Genomic DNA, 23,334 nt, shown 5'->3' with positions numbered 1-23,334 from the left:
GCCGATTGCTCCGTCAGGCCGAGGGAATGACTCTTGCGCCCAGCTGGTTCACAGCAATAGGCTGGAGGGCTGTCGCACCGACCGGGCGACGATGCCGAGCCTGAGGAGGACACCATGATTTCGATCGCCGTTGCGCAGATCACCGTTCCTGGCTCGAACCCGGTGTACCGCGGCTAGCGTTTCACCCGCACCACAGCTTCCAGGCTCCCGGCCGCACGGCGGAGCCCGTCTCACTCCTCTTCCGCATCGAAACTCGTCTGAGAGTCATGTCTTCCTCGTCATCGCTGAAACAGTCCTCTTCGCTGTCCACGCCCGCCGCCCTCTGGCGCCTCAAGCCCTTCGTCCGCCCTGTGATCTGGCGTTTCGTCGGCGGCGCTGCGAGTGCGCTCGGCGCAGCAGTCATCGCCCTGATGATCCCGCTCGTGCTCGAGCAGATCGTGCAGGGGCCCATCCGCACGGGGACGGTCGGTCTGATCATCCTCGGCGCCGTCGTCGTGCTCCTGCTGGGGTTCGGCGAAGCGCTCATGGTGTGGCTGCGCCGCTGGTTCATCCTGAAGCCGTCCACCGAGGTCGAGTACCGCATGCGCACGCTGCTGTATTCGCGACTGCAGACCCTGCCGGTCGCCTTCCACGATCGTTGGCAGTCCGGCCAGCTCCTCAGCCGCATGATGCAGGACATCGGCCTCATCCGCCGTTGGCTTGCCTTCGGGTTGATCCTGCTCGTCGTCAACCTGCTGACCATCATCATCGGAGCGGTGCTGCTGTTCCGCTGGCACTGGCTGCTGGGAACCATCTTCATCGTCACAGCGATCCCGCTGTGGATCACGGGCTACCGTTTCGAGAAGCGCTACGGACGCCTCGCGCGCCAGAGTCAGGATCAGGCCGGCGACCTCGCCACCAGCGTCGAGGAGAGTGTGCACGGCATCCGTGTGCTGAAGGCGTTCGGACGTGGAAAGCACGCCCTCACGCGCTTCAGCACGCAGGCCGAGTCGCTGCGCACGACAGAGCTCAGCAAGGCGCGCGCCGTCGGATCCATCTGGTTCTGGCTCGATCTCATGCCGCAGGTCGCGTTCGGGCTCAGCCTGATGTCCGGCATCTGGCTGATCTCGCAGGGCGCGATCGAGCTGCCGGAGCTGTTCGCGTTCTTCGCGATGGCGACGGTGCTGCGCTGGCCGATCGAGTCGATCGGATTCCTGTTCTCGTTCATGCTCGACGCGCGAACCGCCTCTGACCGCGTGTTCGACATCTTCTCCGAGACGAACAGCATCACCGACCCTGAGCACCCGGTGCACATCGAAGAGCCGCGCGGCGAGCTCGTGTTCGAGAACGCGCACTTCCGGTATCAGGATGCCGGCGCTTCCGAGCGCGATCTGCTGGACGGCATCGACCTGGTGCTGCGTCCAGGCGAGACCATGGCTCTGGTCGGGCTCACCGGCAGCGGCAAGACGACGCTGACGACACTGCCCACGCGTCTGTACGACGTGACGGGAGGACGGGTCACGCTCGACGGCGTAGATGTGCGCGACCTGACGCTCGTCGAGCTTCGTCGCCACATCGCGATGGCCTTCGAGGACGCCACGCTCTTCTCGGCATCCGTCCGCGAGAACGTGCTGCTCGGACGCGCTGAACTCGACATCCACAGCGAAGAGGGCGAGCGCGTGCTGCGTGAAGCACTCGACGTCGCGCAGGCGAACTTCGTCGACGCGCTGCCTGACGGCGTGGAGACGGTGATCGGCGAGGAGGGGCTCAGCCTCTCCGGCGGGCAGAGGCAGCGTCTCGCGCTCGCACGCGCTGTCGCCGCGAACCCTAGGGTGCTGGTGCTGGACGACCCGCTCTCGGCATTGGACGTCGACACCGAAGCCCTCGTGGAAGAGGCGCTGCGCCGTGTGCTCGCAGACACCACGGCGATGATCGTCGCGCATCGACCCTCGACGGTCGCGCTCGCCGATCGGGTCGCGCTGCTCGAGCGGGGCCGCATCACCGCCGTCGGAACACACTCCGAGCTGCTCCGGTCCAGCCCCCACTACCGGCATGTGATCTCCAGCCTCGAAGCAGAAGAGGCAGCGCGCACCGGCGCCATCCCGATCATCACGGATGAAGACCTCGAAGCGGCAGGCGCCGCCCACGAAGCATCCGCCAGCGAGGAAGAGGAGGTGCAGGCATGAGCGCGGCACTGACCGGAACCCAGGGCGAGGACCGCTCGAACTACACTCGCGAAGAGAGCAAGGCGATCCGCCAACGCTCGCTGCGTCTGCTCGGATCACTCGTGTCGCCGTTGCGTGCGCAGATCATCCTCGCGGCGATCGTGCTCGTGATCTCGACGGCGCTGCAGGTGGCCGGCCCGATCCTCATAGGCATCGGACTCGACTGGGCGCTGCCGGCCGTGATCGACAACGCCGACTGGATGCCGACGTTCGGCATCGGCATCATCTACCTGGTCGCCGGCGGTGCTGCTGCAGCGCTGATCGGGTGGTACGTCGTGATCGCCGCACGCATCACGCAAGCGGTGCTGATCGACCTGCGCAAGCGGATCTTCCTGCACACGCAGCGGCTGAGTCTCGAGTTCCATGAGACGTACACGTCAGGGCGCATCATCTCGCGCCAGACGAGCGACCTCGACTCGATCCGAGAGCTGCTCGACGGAGGCCTCAACAACCTCGTCTCGGGCGTGCTGTTCGGTGCCTTCACCTTCATCGCCCTCGTGGTGTGGGACTGGCAGTCGGGTGTGATCCTGCTGATCGCACTCGTCCCGCTCTACCTGCTCATGCGCTGGTTCTACTCGCGTTCGCAGGTCGTCTTCCGCGAGTCGCGCGTGATCAGTGCGAAGGTCATCGTGCAGTTCGTGGAGACCATGACCGGCATCCGCGCCGTCAAGGCGTTCCGCAAGGAGCCGCGCAACGACGTGACCTTCCAGAAGGTCGCAGGCGATTACCGCGACGTGAACCGTCGTTCGATGCTGCTGTTCGGCACCTTCGAGCCCGGGCTCATGACTGTCGCAGCCTTCACGCTGGGCATCGTGGTGCTCTGGGGCGGCATCCGCGTCTCGACCGGAGCGCTGACCGTCGGTGTGCTGCTGTCCGCCGTTCTGTACGTGCGGAACTTCTTCGCGCCGATGCAGGAGATCGCGATGTTCCTGAACTCCTACCAGTCCGCGACGGCGGCGCTGGAGAAGGTGTCAGGCGTGCTGGACGAGGTGCCGACTGTTCCGGACCCCGAAAAGCCGGTCGACCTCTGGGAATCGCGCGGTCACGTGAACTTCGATGAGGTCACGTTCGGGTACTCGGGGGAGAAGACGATCCTTCCGAACTTCTCGCTCGACATCCCCGCAGGTCAGACCATCGCTCTCGTCGGCACCACCGGTGCGGGCAAGTCGACGCTCGCGAAGCTCATCTCGCGCTTCTACGATCCGTCGCTCGGACGCGTCACGCTCGACGGGGTGGATCTGCGTTCGCTCCATCCGAAAGACCTGCGTCGCGCGATCGTCATGGTCACGCAGGAGGCCTATCTGTTCAGCGGAACCGTCGCCGACAACATCGCGCTCGGAAAGCCGGATGCCACGATGGACGAGATCCGCGCAGCGGCGAAGGCCGTCGGCGCCGATGAGTTCATCTCGGCCCTGCCAGACGGATACAGCTCGGATGTGAACAAGCGTGGTGGCCGCGTGTCAGCGGGACAGCGTCAGCTGATCTCGTTCGCCAGGGCGTTCCTCGCCGACCCCGCAGTGCTGATCCTCGATGAGGCGACGGCGTCGCTCGACATCCCCTCTGAGCGCCTCATTCAGGACGCGCTTCAGACGCTGTTGGCCGACCGCACGGCGATCATCATCGCGCACCGCCTGTCGACCGTCGCGATCGCCGACCGGGTGCTCGTGATGGAGCACGGGAAGATCATCGAGGACGACACGCCTGAGACGCTGATCAGCGGCACGGGAAAGTTCGCCCAGCTGCACGCAGCGTGGCAGGAGACGCTGGTCTAGGCCGGCGCGCGTCTGTAGGGTGTCGCACATGGCCTCATCGAGCGAATTGATGCGGCGATCTGCGACACCCTTCGGCGCTTCGCGGCGCCCTTCTGGGAGAGCGTGGTGGCTACGATGAACATGTGGATCCCCTCATGCTGGCAGCCGAGTGGTGGTGGGTCGCGCCGACAGTGGTCGGAGCGGGTGCCGTGACTGCCGCAGGGGTGCGCCGACAGGGAAGCACCAGCGGACGGCGACTGGCGTTCGATGCCGCCAGGGATGACCTCAAGGAGGCGCAGTACCGAGCCGCGGAGCGCCGACGAGCGGTCAAGCTCGCTCGGGCTGAGCATGCCCGCCTCGTCGCGGAACGCACCGCCTCGCGCACTTCGATCGCCGAGGTCTCGAGTGCCAGACGTGTGCTGAAGCAGGCGGAACAGGACGCGAGAGCGGCGGCTGCAGACGTGCGTGCGCGCCGAGTGCAGCTGAACGTGGCGCGGGCCGAGATCCCCCTGGCATCAAAACGCGATCGCTACCCGGTGGCGCGTCTGCACCGTGCACACGATGCGATCACGGCGCGCTGGATGGATTACGAGACCGACCCGGCGAAGCTCATCGCATATCCCACCATGAGCGATGTCAAGGATTCTGCGACCGCGGCGTTCCTCAAGGCGTCGCGTCACGCCCAAGAACTGCGGCCGGCGGTCGGTGCGCGCACCACGACCGAGGAGTTCGCGGCCTATCGGGATGCTGTGGCGCAGCTCGAGCGCACATTCGACGTCGCCGAGCACGCGGCCAAGGCGCGCGCTGCGGGCAGAGACCCGAACGCTTCACCCGTCTGGCAGGACACCGCGCAGCAGGTCTTCACCCGCTCGGCCGACGCGCTCGACAGGGCCGCTGACGCCGCGGCATCCGCCTTCGCCGCCTGGAATGCGCGCAACCGGCCGAGCGCCGCAGCCGAACCCGACTCGCCAGAGCCGAGCGTGCCGAAACCCAAGCCTTCGAAGATCTGGCCGGTGCCGCGGCGCGATTCGGACGGCTAGGCCGGGATCGCGCGGGTGCGAACCAACTCCTGGTACCAGTGCCCCGAGTCCTTGACCGTGCGCTCCAGCGAATCGAAATCGACGCGGACGATACCGAACCGCTTGGCGTACCCGTAGCCCCACTCGAAGTTGTCCAGCAGCGACCACACGAAGTAGCCGCGGAGGTCTACTCCGCGCTCGATGGCCCTGTGCGCTGCCGTGAAGTGGCGACGCAGGTAGTCGGTGCGCTCGGGGTCGGGAACCGAGCCGTCCTCTGCGACCTCGTCCTCGAACGCGGCGCCGTTCTCGGTGACCATGAGGGGCTGCTCGGGGAACTGCTCCGACAGGGAGACGAGCAGCTCTTCGAGTCCCTCGGGCGCGATGTTCCAGCCCATCGCCGTGTACGGTCCCGGCTGCTGCACGAACTCCACGGCCTGGTCACTGCCCGGCCACGCGGTACCGGCCGACGTGCCCTTGTGTCCGTCGTTCTGCTGCTTCTCTGACACGCCGTCCCACAGGCGAACGGTCGCTGTCGAGTAGTAGTTCACGCCGAGCACGTCGATCGGCTGGTTGATGGTGGCCAGGTCGCCGTCCTGCACGAACGACCAATCCGTCACCTCGGCGGTGTCTTCCAGCAGATCTGCGGGGTACTCGCCGCGCAGCATCGGATGCGTGAACGCACGGTTCGCGAGAGCGTCGATGCGGCGCACAGCCTCTGCCGCGCCGTCGCCCTGACCGCGCAGCACGTGAAAGTTCAGTGTGACGGAGTAGTCCGGGTCTCCGGTCGATGCGGCTCGCAGCGCCTGCACCGCGCGACCGTGCGCGAGGTTCAGGTGGTGCACGGCCGACAGCGCCGATGCAGGCTCGGTGCGGCCCGGTGCGTGACCGCCCTGGCCGTATCCGAGATACGCCGAGCACCACGGCTCATTCAGGGTCGTCCAGGTGTGCACGCGGTCGCCGAGCGCTGCGCCCATGATCTCGGCGTAGCGCTCGAACGCGTCTGTGGTGGCCCGCGACGTCCAGCCGCCAGCGTCCTCCAGGTACTGCGGAAGATCCCAGTGGTACAGCGTCGCCACAGGGCGGATGTCGCGTTCGAGCAGCCCGTCGACCAGGCGAGCGTAGAAGTCGATGCCCGCCTGATTGACCTGCCCGTCAGCGGTCGGCTGGATCCGCGGCCAGGCGATCGAGAAGCGGTACGCCTCGAGCCCCAGCTCCTTCATCAGATCGAGGTCTTCGTCCACGCGGTGGTAATGGTCGCATGCGACGTCGCCAGTGTCTCCGTTCCAGACCATCCCTGGCGTCTTGCTGAACGTGTCCCAGATCGATGGCGTGCGGCCGTCCTCCGCTGCGGCGCCCTCGATCTGGTACGAGGCTGTCGCGGAACCGAACGTGAACGGCGGCGGGAAGATCAGGCCGGAGTCGCGGTAGTCGGCGGAACCCGTCGTGGGTGTCATTCGGTGATCTCCTCGAGGTCTGCGGTGTAATCACGACTGACGCCGTCGGGCGCGGTGACGGTGATCGAGCGCGTGCCCGAGCCGCCGCGGAACACCCGAAGGGTCAATTCGTCATGGTAGTCGTAGTCCGGGCGATCGTCGCGAGCGCCCCAAGGCAGCACCGTGCCGGGGCGAACGTACAACGGCAGCGACATGTAGTCGTGCGTCTCACGCAGCCAGCGCCCGCCCTGGGTGACCCCACCCGTCAGCAGGGAGGTCCACTCGCCCTCCGGCAGGTAGAACTCCACCTCGCCTGACTCCGAGAAGACAGGTGCCACCAGCAGGTCCGGTCCGAGCATGTACTGACGGTCGAGATGCGCGACGGCCGGATCATCGGGGAACTCGAGCTGCATCGGGCGCATGATCGGTGCACCGGTGCGCGTGGCATCCAGCCCGACCTGGTACAGGTACGGCATGAGCCGCATCTTGAGGCGGGTGAAGAGCCGCGTGACGTCGACCGCCTCCTCGTCGAATGCCCAGGGCACCCGGTAGGACGATGACCCGTGGAATCGTGAATGCGAGCCGAGCAGGCCGAACGCCGTCCAGCGCTTGAAGACCCCGGCATCCGGCATGCCCTCGAAGCCGCCGATGTCGTGGCTCCAGAACGCGAAGCCGCTGAGCGCGAGTGACAGGCCACCGCGCAGTGTCTCTGCCATCGATGCGAAGGTCGATGTCGAGTCACCGCCCCAGTGCACCGGCATGCTCTGGCCGCCTGCCGTCGCCGAGCGGGCGAACAGCACCGCCTCGCCTTCGCCTCGCGCCTCGGTGAGCACATCGTGCACGGCGCGGTTGTAGAGCTGGGCGTAGAGGTTGTGCATGCGCGCGGGGTCCGAGCCGTCGGCCCAGACGACGTCGGTCGGGATGCGCTCGCCGAAATCGGTCTTGAAGCAGTCCACGCCCTGGTCGATCAGGCCGCGCAGCTTCGACTGGTACCAGGCGACGGCATCCGGGTTGGTGAAGTCGACCAATCCCATGCCCGCCTGCCACAGGTCCCACTGCCATATGGATCCGTCCGCACGCCTGACGAGATACCCGGCGTCACCCGCCTCGCGGAACAGGGGCGAGCGCTGGGCGATGTACGGGTTGATCCAGACGGAGACGCGCAGTTCCTTCTCATGCAGTCTCCCGAGCATGCCGGTCGGATCAGGGAAGACACGAGGGTCCCATTCGAAGTCGCACCAGTTGAACTCGCGCATCCAGAAGCAGTCGAAGTGGAACACAGACACCGGGAGCTCTCGTGCGGACATCTCGTCGATGAACGAGTTCACGGTCTGCTCGTCGTAGTCGGTCGTGAAGCTCGTCGAAAGCCACAGGCCGTACGACCACGCCGGCACGACGGGGGCGCGGCCGGTGAGGGCGGTGTACCTGTCGAGCACGTCTTTGGGGGTGGGCCCGGCGATGACGAAGTACTCCAGCACTTCGCCTGGCACCGAGAACTGCACGCGTTCGACCGCTTCGGAGCCGATTTCGTACGAGACATGACCCGGGTCGTTGACCAGGACGCCGTAGCCGCGGTTCGAAAGATGGAACGGGACGCTCTTGTACGCCTGTTCACTGGAGGTGCCGCCGTCAGCGTTCCAGATCTCCACCGTCTGGCCGTTCTTGACCAGCGGACCGAAGCGCTCGCCGAGGCCGTAGATGAGCTCACCGACCCCGAGGTCGAGCTGCTCGTGCACGAATGCCGTCTCAGTCGGTGCGGCGCCGTTGCCGCGGGCGTTGCCGACGATGCCGCGGTCGACCTGCGCGTCCGCGTCGAGACGCACGTATCCCTGCGCCTTGTTGCCGCTGCCGGTCACCCGACGTCCGTCGACCTCGAACGCGAGATTCCACGGTGCACCAGGAGTGACCCGAGCGGTGAGCGCGCCGCTGGCGAGCACGCCGCCGTCGGCGGAGACGGATGCCTCACCCGCTGCGTGCGCTCCTGGCAGGGAGAACCCTCCGTGCCAACGCCCGCCCTCGTGATGCGCGATGCGCACGCGGATGACGCCCTCGGCGGGGGAGGAGAGGGTGGTGGCGAGGACCGGCCGATTGAGCACATCGCCGCGTTTGGTGATGACCATGGTGGGCGCCGTCACGACGACACCGGGGCCATCGGGCGTGTCCTCGGTGGTGGCGATGTCGTAGGCCTCCTGCGCGTAGAGCGCCGTGACGCCTGGACGCAGCTGCCAGAATCCGTCGGTGAACTTCATTACTTGACTGCTCCTGCCGTGATGCCGCGTGTCAGCGTGCGCTGGAAGATGAGGAAGAAGATGAGCGTGGGGATGATGCCGAGAAGAGCGGACGCACTCGTGGTCGTGACATCCATCAGCCGGTCACCCTGCAGCACGCTGATGGCGACAGGAACCGTCTGATTGGCGTTCGAGGCGAGGAAGGTCAGCGGAATCAGGAACTCGTTCCACGTCCAGATGAAGAAGAAGATGAGCAGCACGGAGAGCGTCGGGCGACTGATCGGGAAGACCACCCGCCAGAGGATCTGCCAGCGTCCGGCGCCGTCGAGGGATGCTGCTTCGAGGATCTCCTTGGGGAAGGTGCCGTAGACGGACGACAGCAGGTATGTTCCGAACGCCGCCTGGATGACCGTGAACACGATGATCACGGACCAGACGCTGTCGTAGAGGCCCACCGATTTGAACATGTAGTAGAGCGGGTAGAGCAGCGCCTCCTGCGGAAGCAGGTTGGCGAGCAGGAACAGCAGCACGATCCAGGAGCGACCGCGCACGCGCCCGATGCCGATCGCGAACGCGTTCAGCATCGAGATGACGACCGCGAGCACAGCGACGACGCCGGCGATGAAGATCGAGTTCCAGACCTTCTCCGGGAAGTTCACGCGCTCCCAGAACTTGATGATGCCGCCGAGATCCAGCGTCTCGGGTAGGGCGAGCGGGCCGGAGGTCGCGTAGTCGACCGGCGACTTGAACGAGTTCACGAGCACCAGGTAGAAGGGCGCGATGATCAGAAGCGCGCCGATGACGACGAGAGCGAGCAGAAGCCAGTCGACTGGGCGCTTCTTGGTCATGCCGCCGCGCGGGCGCGTCTTGGGTGACTTTCCGGTCACGATGGCAGTGGTGGCGTGCATCACAGTCCTGCCCTTTCCTTGCGCTCGAGGGAATTCTGGACTCGGATGAACACGATCGAGACGATGACCACGACGATCGTGAGCACCGTGGCGATCGTGGCGCCGTAGCCGACGTTCCGCTTCGTAAAGAACTCCTGGTACGCGTAGTACGCGGGTACCAGGGTGGAGCCCGCCGGGCCACCACGCGTGATGATGTACACCGGACCGAACACCTTGAGCGCGGCGATCGTGCACGTGAGGGTGACGACGAAGATCTCAGGGCGGATGATGCTCATCGTGATCGCAGAGAAGCGCTGCAGCCAGTTCGCGCCATCGAGTTCCGCCGCCTCGTACAGCTCCGGATCCACGCGCTGCAGTGCGGCCATGAAGACGACGACGGGGTAGCCGAGCTGCACCCAGACCATCACGACCATGAGCACGATGAGTGCGGAAGGCATCTGGCCGAGCCAGTCGTAGGGGGGAACGCCGAACCACCCGAGAATCTGATTGAGCGCTCCGTCATCGCCGGGGCGCACGATCCAGCCGATCACGATGCCGGCTACGGCGATGGGGAGGATCTGCGGCAGATAGTACGTGGCGCGCAGGAAGCTGCCGACCTTGCCGCCGAACTTCCGCCCGACGACGTCGAAGAGCAGCGCGGCGACGATCAGACCGACGATCGTGGGGACGACGACCATCGCAAGGATCATCCACACCGAGTTCGTGAAGGAGGTCCAGAAGTCACCGTCGGTGAGGATCTTCTGCCAGTTCTCGAGTCCGATGAACTCGGGCGCGCGCACGCCCTTCCACTTCGTGAACGTGAGGTACACGTTCCAGACGAGTGGGACGATCACGATGACGAGCAGCAGCGCGAAGCCGGGAAGCAGGTACATCCAATACGCACCGGTTCCGCCGCTGCGCTGCGGGATCGATGGCTGTTCGGGCGGCAGCTTCGTGCGGGCCCGTCGTGTGTCAAGTGACATGGTCGACTCCAGAAGGGGGTGCGGGGGCGGCCGCCGGACGGACGCCCCCGCTGGGGATCAACGGAATTCTGCAGTGCCTTCGTCGTACTGCTCGCCGAGGTTCTTGTTGGTCGTCTCGGCATCCTGCACGCCGGTGATCAGACCCTGGATCTCCTGGACGAGGACGTCGTAGAAACCGGGTGCCGGCCAGTCCGGGTAGAACGAGAGACCATCGGCGTCGAGGATGCCGTTGAACGTCTCGATCAGCTCCGCGCTCTTCGCATCGGTGATGTCGGCGGAGTCGACGGCGACGGGGAGACCCCCGTTGTTGCCGATGATCGCCTGGATCTCGGGGCGCATCGTGATGTCGATGAACTCGTACGCGAGCTCCTTGTTCGCAGCATTCTCCGGCACGACCCAGAGGTTGCCGGACGAGCCGAGCGACAGATCTGCGCCGGGGAACGCGGCGAGGGTCCAGTCGAACCCGGTGGCCTCGGCCACGAAGCGACCGAACCACCATGAACCCGAGACGAAGATGGGCGCGGACCCGTTGATGAACGAGACTCCGGCGTCTTCTGCCTTCACGGACGAGACGTCAGAGGCGATGTATCCCTTGTCCACGTACTCCTTGAGCGTCTCGGTGGCCGAGGTGACTTCAGGGCCCTCCCAATCGACCGGGTCCTTGTAGAGCTGGTAGTCGTCGACGAACCCGCGGTCACCCTCGAGGAGGGCGAGCTGGTACCAGAGCTGTCCCAACGGGTACTCTGCACCGGCTTCGGCGAGCGGAGTGATGCCCTTCGCCACGAAAGCGTCCAGCACGTCCACGAACTCTTCATACGTGGTGGGGATCTCCAGCCCGGCGGCGGCGAAGGCGTCCTTGTTGTAGTACACGCCGACGAACTCGCCGTAGTTCGGGATGCCGTACCAGGCGTCCCCGCCCATCACGCCGTCTTCGCTGTACTTGGCCGTCGTCTGCAGCGAGGACGCGAGCTTCTCGTCCCAGCCGTACTCGGCAACGGCGTCGGAGATGTCGGTGATCAGGCCGGTCGATGCGAGGAAGCCGGCGGTGGCATTGCCCTTGTTGAACTCCATCAGATCCGGTGCGGCATCCGTGTCGAGCACCTGGCTGGCGGTCTTCTGGATCTGCTCGAACGATTTCTCCTCGAACTCGACCGTTGCGCCGGTCTCCTCCTCGAAGGTCTCGATCGCCTGCGCCCAGGCGATTCCCATTGCGCTGTCTGCTCCCTCGTAATGCCAGAGCTTGAGCGTGTCGCCGTCTTCGCCTGCGGAGCCGGATGTGCAGCCGCTCAGGGCGATTCCGGTCACGGTCAATGCCGCCAGCAGGGCGAGCGACTTCTTTCCTCGGTTGATGCGTGCCATCGTCGGCACTCCTTTCTCGGTGGCCAGGGGCCAGACACTTCTGTGGGTCGTATCTTCAGTTGTGATTCAGGGCATCGAAGCGTTTCGATGCCGGGCGTGCGGACAGGATGAGGCCGGCGGCGAGCTCAGTCGCGAGGGGGAGCGACGGAGCCGGCCGAGAGGTATTCGGGCGGAAGGAGATGAATCTCGGGGGGAAGTCGTTCGCCGTCGAGTTGACGCACCGCAAGGTCGACGGCGAACTCGCAGGATCGCTGCGGGACGAGCGGGATCGTATCGATCTGCACCGCAAGCGCCGCAGTATCGAAGGATGCGGCTGCGGAGATCACGGAGACGTCGACGCCGATGCGCAGTCCACGCTCGGTGAGCACCGAGAGCAGCGCCTCATGGGTGTCGTCGACGGCATGGACGATGAAAGCGCGGTGGCCCTGATCAAGGGCGGACTCGACGGCGGAGCGGACGATCGCGACGTCCGTCGCGATCTCGCCCGTGGTCACCCAGTCGACGTCGACCGCGCGTTCGGTCGCGCGCTGCTGGACGCCGTGCAGAAGTCGGCGGGGGAAGTTGGATCTGCGATACGAGACCTCGGTCTGGCCGAGAAGCACGATGCGGCTGTGCCCGGCGTCGGCGAGGCGATCGACGGCAAGGCGACCCACGGCGTCGAAGTCGAGGTCGACGCAGGTGAGATCGCTGTGATCGTCCGGTACGCCGATGAACACCGTGGGGGTGCGCATCGAGCGGGCGATCGCGACGCGCTCGTCGTCTGGTGCGACGTCCAGGACGAGGATGGCGTCGACGAGCTTGCTCGCGGCCACGCGGTTCATCCCCTCCGAGGCCTGCTCATCCGTCAGGAGAAGGATGTCGTAGCCGCGCCGGCGAGCCGCCACGGCCGTCGCCAGGACGAAAGCCATGTGCGTCGGAGCGTGCGTGTCTGCTCGCAGCGGTTCGGTGAGCGCGAAGATGTGGGTTCGGCGACCCGCCAGCATCCGTGCGCCCGCTTCCGGCTGGTAGCCGAGGGCGGTGACGGCGTCTTCGATGCGCAGACGCGTCTTCTCCGAGACGGGCCGTTTGCCGCTGAGTGCGTATGAGACGGTGCTGATCGATACACCGGCGGCCTTGGCCACCTCGTGGATCGTCGACATGTGCACTCCATCGTTGCTGTTGCAGGCATTGCTGCTACGGATTGTCGAAGCGTTTCGATGGCGCTTCTCCAGCGATGGTAGACAAGCGCGCCGACGAATGCAAGTGTTTTGTGGTTTCGTCGAACAAATCGCGGGCGCTCGACGGCGCGACGAAATCGGGTGGTGGAGATCTGAAGGCGACGAGGCCCCGGTGGGGGAGGGGATCCGAGGCCCCGCCGCCGTTTCAGGAAGTCAGTCGGATCTCTGCGATCACTTCTGCGTACTCGGTTTCGCCGACAGGCGTGAAACCGACCCGTTTGAAGAACGCCTCCGGGCCGTCGTCGCCGGCTTCGTAGATCACGTTGACGTGATCCATTCCGCGTTCGCGAGCCTCATCGAGAAGGTGCTCGACAGCGAAGCGGCCGACGCCGCGGCCCTGGTCGTCGGCGTCGACGTTGATGCGCCAGAGCACGGAGCGGAAGTGCTCTTCGGGCGCCTCGGGATCGAAGCTCGCGCTCACGAACCCGACGACCTCGTTGCGATCGAGGATCACCCGCTGCCAGGACGTCTGGGGGTTGATCACGGTGGCCGCGATCCCGTACGAGACCGGGGCAAGATACTGCTCCTGCCCTGGCTTGAGCGACAGGTTGTTCACGGCGACGATCGTCGCAGCGGAGAGTTCGACCACTCGCAGTTCCGTCATACGCCCAGGGTAACCTCTCCGGGCGCCGCGTGCGCCGAAAGATGACTGCGAACGCCGCGCTGGTCACTCAGGTATCTTGGTGTCGAGACAGTTTTGACTCGTGAACGGAGATACCCCCGGTGACCGACGACGCCATCATCTACACCTACACGGACGAGGCACCGGCTCTGGCCACCGCATCGCTCCTCCCGATCGTTCAGGCCTATGCAGGCAAGGCCGGGGTCGAGATCGAGATCCGCGACATCTCGCTGGCAGGACGCATCCTCGCGGCCTTCCCGCAGCGACTCAGCGCCGATGAAGAAGTGTCAGACGCACTCGCTGAGCTCGGTGGACTCGCAACGCTCCCCGAGGCCAACATCATCAAGCTGCCGAACATCTCGGCATCCATCCCTCAGCTCAAGGCCGCCATCGCCGAGCTGCAGAGCCAGGGATACGACATCCCGAGCTTCCCGGATGAGCCCTCTTCCCTCGAGGAGAAGGACATCCGCGCCCGCTACGACCGCATCAAGGGCTCCGCGGTGAACCCCGTGCTGCGCGAGGGCAACAGCGACCGTCGCGCCCCGCTCGCGGTGAAGAACTACGCGAAGAAGCACCCGCACCGCAACAAGGCATTCGCAGATGGCTCCAAGACTCGCGTCGCCACGATGGGCCACGACGACTTCAAGTCGAACGAGAAGAGCTGGCTGTCACCGGGTGACGACGTGCTCACGATTCAGCACGTCGCAGAGGACGGCACCACCACCGCGCTCAAAGAGAACCTGAAGGTACTCCCCGGTGAGATCGTGGATGCCACGTTCCTCTCCGCCGCAGCCCTCGACGCGTTCCTCGCCGAGACCCTCGCCACGGCCAAGGCTGATGACGTGCTGTACTCGGTGCACCTCAAGGCCACGATGATGAAGGTCTCCGACCCGATCATCTTCGGTCACGTCGTGAAGGCCTACTTCGCAGACGTGTTCGCGCAGCACGGGGCGGCTCTCGCCGCCGCCGGGCTCAGCGCCAACGACGGGCTCGGCTCGATCCTCTCGGGGCTCGCCGACGTCGAAGGCGGCGAAGCGATCGCGGAGAGCTTCTTCCGCGCCATCGAGAGCGGCCCTCGTCTGTCCTACGTCAACTCCGACAAGGGCATCACGAACCTGCACGTGCCGAGCGATGTCATCGTGGACGCGTCGATGCCTGCGCTCGTCCGAAACGGTGGGAAGCTCTGGGGCGCCGACGGCGGTGAGGGCGACACACTCGCCGTGATCCCCGATTCCTCGTACGCCGGTGTCTACGAGGCGACCATCGAGGATGTCATCGCGAACGGCCCACTGGATCCCGCGACGATCGGCACGGTCCCGAACGTGGGCCTGATGGCCCAGGCGGCCGAGGAGTACGGCAGCCACGACAAGACCTTCGAGGTCGCCGCGGCCGGACTGATCCAGGTGGTGAACTCCGCCGGTGAGGTCGTGCTGGAGCACAGCGTGCAGCCGGGCGACATCTGGCGAGCCACGCAGACCAAGGACATCGCCGTGCGCGACTGGGTCAAGCTCGCCGTGACCCGTGCCCGTGCGAGCGCGACGCCTGCAGTGTTCTGGCTCAACGAAGCGCGGGCGCACGATGCTGCGCTCATCGCGAAGGTGAACGAGTACCTGAAGGACCACGACACCGACGGTCTGACGATCGAGATCCTCACCCCGGAAGACGCCACCCGCTACTCGCTGGAGCGACTGCGCCGCGGTGAGGACACCATCTCCGTCACCGGCAACGTGCTGCGCGACTACCTGACCGATCTGTTCCCGATCCTCGAGGTGGGAACGAGCGCGAAGATGCTCTCGATCGTTCCCCTGCTCGCGGGTGGCGGCCTCTTCGAGACGGGTGCGGGTGGATCCGCCCCGAAGCACGTGCAGCAGCTCGTCGAGGAGAACTACCTGCGGTGGGACTCGCTGGGCGAGTTCTTCGCACTGGCCGCGTCGCTCGAGCACTTCGCCGACCGCAACGGCAACGAGAAGGCCCGCGTGCTCGCCGAGACGCTGGATGCCGCGACAGGGACCTTCCTGGAAGAGGACCGTTCGCCCGGGCGCAAGCTCGGCACGATCGACAACCGAGGCAGCCACTTCTACCTCGGCCTGTACTGGGCGCAGGAGCTCGCCGCGCAGACGAAGGATTCCGAGCTCGCGTCGGCGTTCTCGTCCGTGGCAGCGGAGCTCGCCGTCAAGGAGCAGGAGATCGTCTCCGAGCTCAACGGCGCCCAGGGCACGGCAGTCGACATCGGAGGCTATTACCGCCCAGATGTCGCAAAGGTCGAGAAGGTCATGCGCCCGTCGGCGACGCTGAATGGGATCATCGACGCCATCGCGTGATCGATAGGAAGAGGGGCGGATGCTACGGCATCCGCCCCTCTTCGTATCCGCGTGGGAGTCAGTGGCTTCTGATCACCAGTGGACGGCGACCGCGGTGCCGACCGGTGCCCAGTCGTACACGAACTTCGCGACGTCGACGGGCATGTTGACGCAACCGTGGCTCATCTGCTGGCCGAAGTTGTTGTGCCAGTAGGCGCCATGGAAAGCGATGTCAGGAGCGAACCAGGTGTTCCAGGGGACGTCTTCGGTGCAATACGACGCACCTTCGAAGCAGCCCATGTCCTGGAACTCGGTGTGCGCGAACACTGCGAAGTTGCCGGTCGGAGTCGGCGTCGCGGAAAGACCCGAGGAGATCGCCCAGGAGTTCACCAGGACGTCGTTCTCGTACAGGTAGGCGTGCTGTGCGCCGAGGTCGACGTCGATGCGGCGGAGCAGCGTGGTGGTCTCGAACGCCGTCTCCGAGACATCGAGCGCGAACACGGCATCGCCGGACTCGAGCTGATCGGCGAAACGGGAAGCGGCGTCGGTGACGTCGCCGACTTCACGCCCGCTGACTCCGGCGTTCAGCTCGCTCAGCACATCCCCGCTCGAGTTCACGACGACTCGTGCATCGACGGGGGCGCGGTTGACGAGCCCAGGGAGGGTGTCGATGACCGACTGAATGGCATCCTCATCCGCGCTGATGCGCAGCTCGCCGTTCTCGTCGACGACGGACAACCAGGTGCCGGCAACCGCAGGGGCAACCGGGACAGTGCGCTCTTCGCCGACGTAGAAGCCGATCTTGCCGAGCATCGCGTTCAGAGCGTCGGCGGTGGCCGCTGCCTCTTCATCGCTGACTGCGGCAGGTGCCTCGGCGGGGCTGCCCGAATACTCCAGGGCATTGCCGCCGTCTGCGAGCGCAGTCGTGATGGCGGCGGTGAGCTGATCGAGGTCGATCCCTGAGCCGGCCTCGGCAGGCGTGGTCACATACGCGGTGGCTTCGAAGACGACGCCCGCATCGACGGCATCCACGTAGCTGGCGGGGACGAGTTCACGCAACGTGTCATGTGCGAGATCTGTGTCGAGCGTGATGTCGCCGGCGATGGGCTCGGGCATCCAGGCGCCGAGGTTCCACATGGGGTGCGACGCATACGCCTCGTCTGCCAGTGCGCGTGCGTCGAGGGACGCGCCGAGGTCGGCAGCGGTCACGACCTGATCTTCGCCCGCGCCCGTCAGCGTGATCTCGGTGTCGGCGAGGTGAGCGTTGACGACGTCGGCCGCGGCACCAGGAGTGAGACCGCCGACAGGAACACCGGCGATCGTCGTACCGGGCGCGATGAGGATCGTCGACGCCGCTGCGGCGCCGAGGACAAGTACGCCGACCGCCACACCGACCCAGAGTCCGACGCGGTGCTTCTTGGGAGCGGGCTCGTGCGGGGCCCATTCCAACGGTCGCTCGCCGTCGACAGGCGGAACGACAGCAGTCTGCGCGGTGTTCGCGTCAGGTGCTTCGATTAGACCAGTCACCTACTCACCCCCCGTGATTCACGTGTGACCAACTCCCATATCATACCGGGCGCCAGATAACGACAAGGCAACGGTTGTCGCACCGGAAACGGCGAAAGCCCCGTGATCGATGAGGTCACGGGGCTTTCGCTGATGCTCAGAGGGTCAGCTGCAGAGCTCCTGGAGCGCCGTGGCGGATTCCGTCACGTCGCTCGTGATGGTGGTGATGTCGGCTGCAGCGTCGAGGTCCTGGTCGATGAGGACCTTGGAGAGCACGTCGCCGAGAGCGACGAAGTCCTCGTGAACAGCGGTCGTCGCGTCCTTCACCTCGGTGTTGGAAACGCTGTCCGCAGCCTCGCCGAATGCATCGACGACGGTGCTGAACTGGTCGACCGTGGTCTGCGGGTCAGTGGCGCCGGTCGTGTCGATCTCGCCGGCAGCGCTGCTGGCCTCCTGCAGCTTCGGGAGGACGATGCCACAGGCATCCTCGACGGACTGGTCGGTGTTCGTCTCCTCGACCGGGGCGGAATCGCCGGCCTCGTTGGACTTGTCGTCCTCAGCGGCGGGCGAGCCAGAGCAGGCGGTCAGGCCGAGCACGGCGACGGCGGCGATGGTCCATGCGGCGATACGGCGGTTCATAGGTTTCCCCTCAATCACGGCACCGCGAACTGCGGTGCGATTCTCCGGTCGTGTGACCAGTCAAACACAAGTCGCACTCTCGGACGATGGGGAGAAGACCCCACCGTCCGCGCGTTCTGTCGCTGTCAGTCGGCGACGATGGCGATGCCGTCGATCTCGACGAGCATCTCCTCACGCGGCAGTCCGGTGAACACGGTGGTGCGCGAGGGCAGCACTCCGCTGGGTGTGTGCGCGCCCACGAACTCGCCGTAGGCGTCGTTCATGATCGAGAAATCCTCACGCTTGGTGAGATAGACGCGCAGCATCACGACATCGTCGAACGTCGCCCCGGATGCTTCGACGATGGCCTTGACGTTCTCGAGGGTGCGGGTGGTCTGCGCAGCGACGTCACCGGGAAAGAGGTACTCGTTCGTGACAGGGTCGACCGGGCCTTGCCCTGACACCTGGACGAAACCACCCTTGCGAACGCCCTGCGAGAAGGTGTGCGCCGGTGCGGGGGCGGAAGTGGTCGTGATTCGCGTCTTCGTGCTCATCCGACCAGCCTAGTAGCCTTGTTAGATGCCTCAACAAATGCCGGATGCGACACCAGGGCGCGTGATGCTGAGCGCAGCGCGCGCCGCCGCCGGGCACGTGCGCGTATACCGGGCCGCGACAGTGGTGGACGGATCGGGCGCGTCGCGTTATGTGGCCGATGTCGCCGTCGAGAGTGAACGGGTCGTCGCCATCGTGCGTCCGGAGGAGGCGCGGACGATCGAGCTCGAGGACGGGAGTGTCGACCTCGAGGCCTGCGAGATCGACGCCACCGGGCTGGTGCTCGCCCCCGGCTTCATCGACATGCACGCGCACAGCGACCTGGCAGTGCTGTCGGGCGCGGATCATCGCGCAAAGATCCTGCAGGGCGTCACGACCGAGGTCATCGGGCAGGACGGCCTCGGCTATGCGCCGCTCGACGACGCCACAGCATCCGTCATCCCTGCGCAGATAGCCGGGTGGAACGCACTGCCGTCGTCTGTTCCCTGGCGGCGCATGGACGATCTGCTCACGGCGATCGACGCGGCGACGGCCGCGAACGTCGCCGTGCTGGTGCCGCAGGGCAATCTCCGCATGATGTCGGTCGGCCACGAGAATCGACCCGCGACCCGCGCCGAACTGCGGCAGATGACTGAGATGCTCGGCGCGGCTCTCGACGCGGGCGCGTTCGGAATGTCGAGCGGACTCACCTACACACCTGGGATGTATGCCTCCACGGCTGAGCTCGAGGCGCTCTGCCGAGTCGTCGCCGAGCGCGGCGGCTACTGGGCGCCGCACACCCGCAGCTACGGTGCCACCGCATTGGATGCCTATCGTGAAGCGCTCGACATCGGGCGACGCACCGGATGCCCCATCCACCTCACGCACGCGACGATGAACTTCGTCCCCAACCGGGGCCGCGCCGACGAGCTTCTGGCGCTGATCGATGAGGCCATCGCGGACGGCGTCGACGTCACGCTCGACACCTACCCGTATCTTCCCGGCGCGACCACCTTGACTGCCCTGTTGCCGAGTCGGCTCGCGGAGGGCGGCGACCTCATCGCCGCGATAAGGACGTTGGATGCCGAGGGTCGTGAGCGGGTTCGCGTCGAACTTGAGGAGATCGGCTGCGACGGATTCCACGGCGAACGCGCCGACTGGTCGAGCATCGAGATCATCGGCACCGCGAACTCCGAACTGGCTCCGCTCGTCGGCAGGACGATCGCGCAGATCGCCGAGGAAGACGCGAAGCGCGCAGTGGATGTGGTGCTCGACACGATCGTGGCGGATGCCGGTGCCACCGGCATTCTGATGCACATCGGTGACGAGGACAACGTGCGGGCGATCATGCAGCACGACCGTCACACCGGCGGAAGCGACGGCATCCTGATCGGTGCGAAGCCGCATCCCCGGGGGTTCGGCGCTTTCGCCCGTTACCTCGGACACTATGTGCGCGAGCTCGGAGTCCTGACGTTGGAGGAGGCGGTTCGCCACCTCTCCGGCACGCCGGCATCCAGGCTCGGTCTGCAGCGCGGTGACGCCCCGCGCGGCGTGATCCGCGAGGGTGCGACCGCAGACCTCGTGCTGTTCGATCCCGACGCAGTCGCGGCCGGTGCGACGTTCGACGCCCCGCGCACGCCCCCTGTCGGAATCGTCGAAGTGCTGGTCGGCGGCATCCCCGTCGTCGCAGACGGCGCAGTCACCGGAGACACCCCTGGACGCGCACTGCGGATGCCGCCGCCCGCGCACCGCGCGACGGTGCCGCTGATCGACGCTGTGATCGACTCCGCAGCGTCGCCGTTCGTGTGGACGACGGACACGCCGGTGCGTGCTCAGGGCGAGCTCGCGGTCATCGCTGAAGTTCTGACGACGCACCACGCTCTTGCCGGCTCTGCCGTCGACGCGGTCGCGGAAGACCTCCCGGCCATCACCCTGACTTTGGACCCTGCAGTGGGGGAGAGCGCGAACGCAGCAGGCCGAGTCGGAGCGGAGGCGTTCCGCATCACCGTGGACACCGACGGCATCGAAGTGAGCGGCGCGACTGCCGAGGGCGTCTTCCGCGGCGTCACTGCGCTGCGCCAACTTCGTGCACCGGAAGAAGACCTCGCGCGCATTCCTGCCGGCGGATGGGAGGGCTCGCCCGCCTACACCTGGCGCGGCGCGATGCTCGACGTCGCACGCCACTTCCGGCCGGCCGAAGACATCCGCCGTCTGATCGATCTGCTGGCGATGCACCAGCTGAACATCCTGCACCTGCATCTCACCGACGATCAGGGTTGGCGGTTCGAGGTCCCTGGGTTCCCTCGTCTCACCGAGATCGGGTCCCGCCGCGAGGCGACCCAGCGCGGTCACGGGCCGCTCGCGACGGTCGAACCCGGTGTGCACCAAGGGTTCTACTCGACCGCAGAGCTGCGTGAACTGGTCGAGTACGCCGCCGAGCGCTTCATAACGATCGTGCCGGAGGTCGAGTTGCCGGGGCATGTGCAGGCCGCGCTCGCCGCATATCCCGACCTCGGGAACACAGACGCCCCGGGGGAGGACGGTCCGGTCACTGGCCCATGGGAGCGCTTCGGTGTGAATCCCCGCACGCTCGCACCGACCGAGAAGTCGTTGGCGTTCGGACGCGCGGCGATCGACGCGCTGTGCGACATCTTCGACTCTCCCTGGATCGGCATCGGTGGCGACGAGGTACCGGTCACCGAGTGGGCACAGAGCAGTGCGGCCGCACAGCGGATGCAACAGCTCGGGCTCGCATCGCCCCACGACGTTCAGCCGTGGTTCACTGCGCAATTCGTCGACCACGTGCGTGCGCACGGCCGAACGGCACTGGCCTGGGACGAAGTGCTGGAAGGCGATGTCCCTGAGGGGGTGCAGATCCTCGCGTGGCGCGGCCCCGTGGCGCTCGAGGAGGCCCTTCGCCGCGGCATCCCCGTCGTCGGCTGCCCGGATCTTGAGACCTATCTGGACTACAGGCAGTCCGACTCGGCCGATGAGCCGGTGCCGGTCGGTCCGCCGTTGACCCTCGAGCACGCGTACACGCTTCGTCTGCCTGACGGCGTCGTCGGCGGCCAGACCAACGTCTGGACTGAACATCTGCCGACCCGCGACCGTGTCGACTTCGCCATGTTCCCCAGGCTCAGTGCGATCGCTGAGCGGCTGTGGGCAGGAGGTGACGCAGGAGACGTCGACGCGTTCGTGCGTCGCCTCGCCGTGCACCTGCGGCGACTGCAGAGGGCGGGGGTGCGATATCGTCCTCTCGACGGGCCGACACTCGATCAGCGGCGACCGGGCACTCCGGGAAAGCCGATGACCGTCGCCGCACGCGAACAGATCGTCGCCGATCTTGTCGCCGGGCTGCAGACGAGATCCCTGGGCTAGTCAGGTATGGCAACAAATAAAAATAACGTTTCGGTAACCCTCGCCCGCACGCGGCGGGTCGTGGGTTGCAGAATTTTTGTTCGTAAGGTCTACTAACAAATATGTCCGAATCGGATGAGTTGAGTCAACCGGCGCCGGCCGATCACACCGGCGCCAGTTCGCATGCCTTCGGACCCTCCCGCCACCTGCGATCGCGCACCAAAGTGCTCCCGGAGCACGCCCGCGGTCACAACCGTGCCCTTGTGCTGCAGACGCTGTACCACTCCGGTGCGATGAGCCGTGCGGACCTCTCGCGGGAGACCGGCCTCACCAGGGTGACGATCTCCGACCTCGTGGCGGAGTTCATCGCCGACGGCATCGTCGTCGAACTGGGCGTGCGCGAGACGGCCGGCCCTGGCAAGCCTCCTATCCTCATCGACATCAATCGTCTCGGGCACCAGATCATCGGCCTCGACCTCTCCGACGCCGAGGTCTTCCGAGGAGCCGTACTGAGCCTCGACGGAGACGTGCTCGAGCGGCGCGAGATCGCCCGACCGGACCAGCCGGACGGCGACGTCGCTTACGCCGCGCTGCTCGAACTCGCGCGCGATCTGGTCACCGCCGCAACCGCGCCGCTGCTCGGCGTCGGTGTCGGAACGCCCGGCGTGGTGCGCCCTGACGGCGTCGTACTGAGCTCGCCGAACCTCGGGTGGACAGACTTCCGACTCGAGGCGCAGCTCGGTCATGACCTCGATCTCCCCGTCCTCGCCCGCAACGATGCCAATGCCGCCGTGCTCGCGGAGTACACCTTCGGCGATGCGCGCGCCGACTTCATGCTCATCAAGATCGGCGTCGGCGTCGGCGCCGGACTCATCGCCGGAAGCCAGCCGCTTCTCGGCAGCCGTTTCGCGGCGGGTGAGATCGGTCACGTCGTCGTCGGAACGGACGGTGGCCCGCGCTGCGTGTGCGGCCGCGACGGCTGTCTGGAAGCCTGGCTGAGCGTCACCCGACTTCGGGATGCCGTCGAAGCGCAGCCCGGATCCCGCGAGGAGATCCTGCGCGATGCCGGCACGCGCATGGCCATCGCGATCGCGCCGATCGTCACCGCACTCGACCTCTCGGAGGTCGTGCTGTCCGGGCCGGCCGATCTGCTCGACGGCACGCTCATCGATGCCGCCACCTCGACCCTGCGTGAGCGCACACTCGAGGGCGTCTTCGACGACGTCGTGATCAGGCTCACCGGTCAGGACGACATCGTGCTGCGCGGCGCTGCAGTCATGGTTCTCTCCGGGCAGCTGGGAGTCTCATAGTGGAATCGG

16 protein-coding genes are annotated in these 23,334 nt (G+C 66.2%); 6 read left to right on the top strand and 10 right to left on the bottom strand.

What is annotated here, in order from left to right; translation table 11 throughout:
* Positions 1-266: 266 nt before the first annotated feature.
* The 3 genes from ACP7AR_RS08115 to ACP7AR_RS08105 all read left to right on the top strand — a co-directional run bounded on the left by ACP7AR_RS08115 (position 267) and on the right by ACP7AR_RS08105 (position 4,995).
* The gene (locus ACP7AR_RS08115; protein WP_426184548.1) at positions 267-2,165 is read left to right on the top strand and encodes an ABC transporter ATP-binding protein; all 1,899 of its coding nucleotides are present in this window, start codon (positions 267-269) and stop codon (positions 2,163-2,165) included.
* Positions 2,162-3,976, top strand: a complete 1,815-nt coding sequence (locus ACP7AR_RS08110; RefSeq protein ID WP_426184546.1) for an ABC transporter ATP-binding protein — start codon at positions 2,162-2,164, stop codon at positions 3,974-3,976. Before ACP7AR_RS08115 ends, ACP7AR_RS08110 begins: the two co-directional genes overlap by 4 nt.
* 122 nt (positions 3,977-4,098) lie before the next feature.
* On the top strand, positions 4,099-4,995 hold the full coding sequence (locus ACP7AR_RS08105) for a hypothetical protein (RefSeq protein WP_426184544.1): 897 nt from the start codon (positions 4,099-4,101) through the stop codon (positions 4,993-4,995).
* Here the strand turns inward: ACP7AR_RS08105 and ACP7AR_RS08100 are convergent.
* From ACP7AR_RS08100 to ACP7AR_RS08070, 7 genes are all read right to left on the bottom strand, one after another.
* Positions 4,992-6,428 (bottom strand): glycoside hydrolase family 1 protein, encoded by a 1,437-nt coding sequence (locus tag ACP7AR_RS08100; RefSeq protein WP_426184542.1) that lies wholly within the window; start codon positions 6,426-6,428, stop codon positions 4,992-4,994. The genes ACP7AR_RS08105 and ACP7AR_RS08100 overlap by 4 nt on opposite strands.
* A complete protein-coding gene (gene yicI / locus ACP7AR_RS08095) occupies positions 6,425-8,656 on the bottom strand; it encodes an alpha-xylosidase (protein WP_426184540.1) in 2,232 nt (743 codons plus the stop codon). The genes ACP7AR_RS08100 and yicI overlap by 4 nt, the downstream gene beginning before the upstream one ends.
* Positions 8,656-9,543, bottom strand: coding sequence for a carbohydrate ABC transporter permease (locus ACP7AR_RS08090; protein WP_426184538.1), 888 nt, complete (start codon positions 9,541-9,543; stop codon positions 8,656-8,658). The genes yicI and ACP7AR_RS08090 overlap by 1 nt, the downstream gene beginning before the upstream one ends.
* Positions 9,543-10,505, bottom strand: a complete 963-nt coding sequence (locus tag ACP7AR_RS08085; protein ID WP_426184536.1) for a carbohydrate ABC transporter permease — start codon at positions 10,503-10,505, stop codon at positions 9,543-9,545. Before ACP7AR_RS08085 ends, ACP7AR_RS08090 begins: the two co-directional genes overlap by 1 nt.
* 57 nt (positions 10,506-10,562) lie before the next feature.
* On the bottom strand, positions 10,563-11,864 hold the full coding sequence (locus ACP7AR_RS08080) for an ABC transporter substrate-binding protein (RefSeq protein WP_426184534.1): 1,302 nt from the start codon (positions 11,862-11,864) through the stop codon (positions 10,563-10,565).
* A 125-nt stretch (positions 11,865-11,989) separates the two neighbouring features.
* Entirely contained in the window at positions 11,990-13,003 is a 1,014-nt protein-coding gene (locus ACP7AR_RS08075; protein ID WP_426184532.1) for a LacI family DNA-binding transcriptional regulator, read from the bottom strand.
* Between the two features lie 223 nt (positions 13,004-13,226).
* Positions 13,227-13,685, bottom strand: coding sequence for a GNAT family N-acetyltransferase (locus ACP7AR_RS08070; protein WP_426184530.1), 459 nt, complete (start codon positions 13,683-13,685; stop codon positions 13,227-13,229).
* Between the two features lie 119 nt (positions 13,686-13,804).
* Here ACP7AR_RS08070 and ACP7AR_RS08065 point away from each other — a divergent pair, with 119 nt between their 5' ends.
* The gene (locus ACP7AR_RS08065) at positions 13,805-16,024 is read left to right on the top strand and encodes an NADP-dependent isocitrate dehydrogenase (RefSeq protein ID WP_426184528.1); all 2,220 of its coding nucleotides are present in this window, start codon (positions 13,805-13,807) and stop codon (positions 16,022-16,024) included.
* 72 nt (positions 16,025-16,096) lie between these two features.
* Here ACP7AR_RS08065 and ACP7AR_RS08060 read toward each other — a convergent pair whose 3' ends face one another.
* From ACP7AR_RS08060 to ACP7AR_RS08050, 3 genes are all read right to left on the bottom strand, one after another.
* Positions 16,097-17,530, bottom strand: a complete 1,434-nt coding sequence (locus ACP7AR_RS08060; protein ID WP_426184526.1) for a L,D-transpeptidase family protein — start codon at positions 17,528-17,530, stop codon at positions 16,097-16,099.
* Between the two features lie 144 nt (positions 17,531-17,674).
* Positions 17,675-18,148: a hypothetical protein gene (locus tag ACP7AR_RS08055; RefSeq protein ID WP_426184524.1), complete on the bottom strand. Its 474-nt coding sequence runs from the start codon at positions 18,146-18,148 to the stop codon at positions 17,675-17,677.
* Between the two features lie 125 nt (positions 18,149-18,273).
* Positions 18,274-18,681 carry a RidA family protein gene (locus tag ACP7AR_RS08050; RefSeq protein WP_426184522.1) on the bottom strand — a complete coding sequence of 136 codons (408 nt, stop codon included), beginning with the start codon at positions 18,679-18,681 and terminating at the stop codon, positions 18,274-18,276.
* Positions 18,682-18,706: 25 nt separating this feature from the next.
* Here ACP7AR_RS08050 and ACP7AR_RS08045 point away from each other — a divergent pair, with 25 nt between their 5' ends.
* On the top strand, positions 18,707-22,036 hold the full coding sequence (locus ACP7AR_RS08045) for a family 20 glycosylhydrolase (protein ID WP_426184520.1): 3,330 nt from the start codon (positions 18,707-18,709) through the stop codon (positions 22,034-22,036).
* Between the two features lie 101 nt (positions 22,037-22,137).
* A complete protein-coding gene (locus ACP7AR_RS08040) occupies positions 22,138-23,325 on the top strand; it encodes an ROK family transcriptional regulator (RefSeq protein WP_426184518.1) in 1,188 nt (395 codons plus the stop codon).
* Positions 23,326-23,334 lie beyond the last annotated feature (9 nt).

Origin of the sequence: Microbacterium sp. TWP3-1-2b2 (assembly GCF_049896145.1) — a bacterium.
Lineage (GTDB): Bacteria > Actinomycetota > Actinomycetes > Actinomycetales > Microbacteriaceae > Microbacterium.
The sequence above is the reverse complement of the archived record's forward strand: the minus strand, read 5'-3'. Positions and strand labels throughout refer to the sequence as shown.

Bases quoted from the DNA above. Each gene is read 5' to 3' on its own strand.
- ACP7AR_RS08115 (WP_426184548.1), top strand. From the start codon at position 267: ATGTCTTCCTCGTCATCGCTGAAACAGTCCTCTTCGCTGTCCACGCCC.
- ACP7AR_RS08110 (WP_426184546.1), top strand. From the start codon at position 2,162: ATGAGCGCGGCACTGACCGGAACCCAGGGCGAGGACCGCTCGAACTAC.
- ACP7AR_RS08100 (WP_426184542.1), bottom strand. From the start codon at position 6,428: ATGACACCCACGACGGGTTCCGCCGACTACCGCGACTCCGGCCTGATC.
- yicI (WP_426184540.1), bottom strand. From the start codon at position 8,656: ATGAAGTTCACCGACGGATTCTGGCAGCTGCGTCCAGGCGTCACGGCG.
- ACP7AR_RS08090 (WP_426184538.1), bottom strand. From the start codon at position 9,543: ATGCACGCCACCACTGCCATCGTGACCGGAAAGTCACCCAAGACGCGC.
- ACP7AR_RS08085 (WP_426184536.1), bottom strand. From the start codon at position 10,505: ATGTCACTTGACACACGACGGGCCCGCACGAAGCTGCCGCCCGAACAG.
- ACP7AR_RS08080 (WP_426184534.1), bottom strand. From the start codon at position 11,864: ATGGCACGCATCAACCGAGGAAAGAAGTCGCTCGCCCTGCTGGCGGCA.
- ACP7AR_RS08075 (WP_426184532.1), bottom strand. From the start codon at position 13,003: ATGTCGACGATCCACGAGGTGGCCAAGGCCGCCGGTGTATCGATCAGC.
- ACP7AR_RS08070 (WP_426184530.1), bottom strand. From the start codon at position 13,685: ATGACGGAACTGCGAGTGGTCGAACTCTCCGCTGCGACGATCGTCGCC.
- ACP7AR_RS08055 (WP_426184524.1), bottom strand. From the start codon at position 18,148: ATGAACCGCCGTATCGCCGCATGGACCATCGCCGCCGTCGCCGTGCTC.
- ACP7AR_RS08050 (WP_426184522.1), bottom strand. From the start codon at position 18,681: ATGAGCACGAAGACGCGAATCACGACCACTTCCGCCCCCGCACCGGCG.
- ACP7AR_RS08045 (WP_426184520.1), top strand. From the start codon at position 18,707: ATGCCTCAACAAATGCCGGATGCGACACCAGGGCGCGTGATGCTGAGC.
- ACP7AR_RS08040 (WP_426184518.1), top strand. From the start codon at position 22,138: ATGTCCGAATCGGATGAGTTGAGTCAACCGGCGCCGGCCGATCACACC.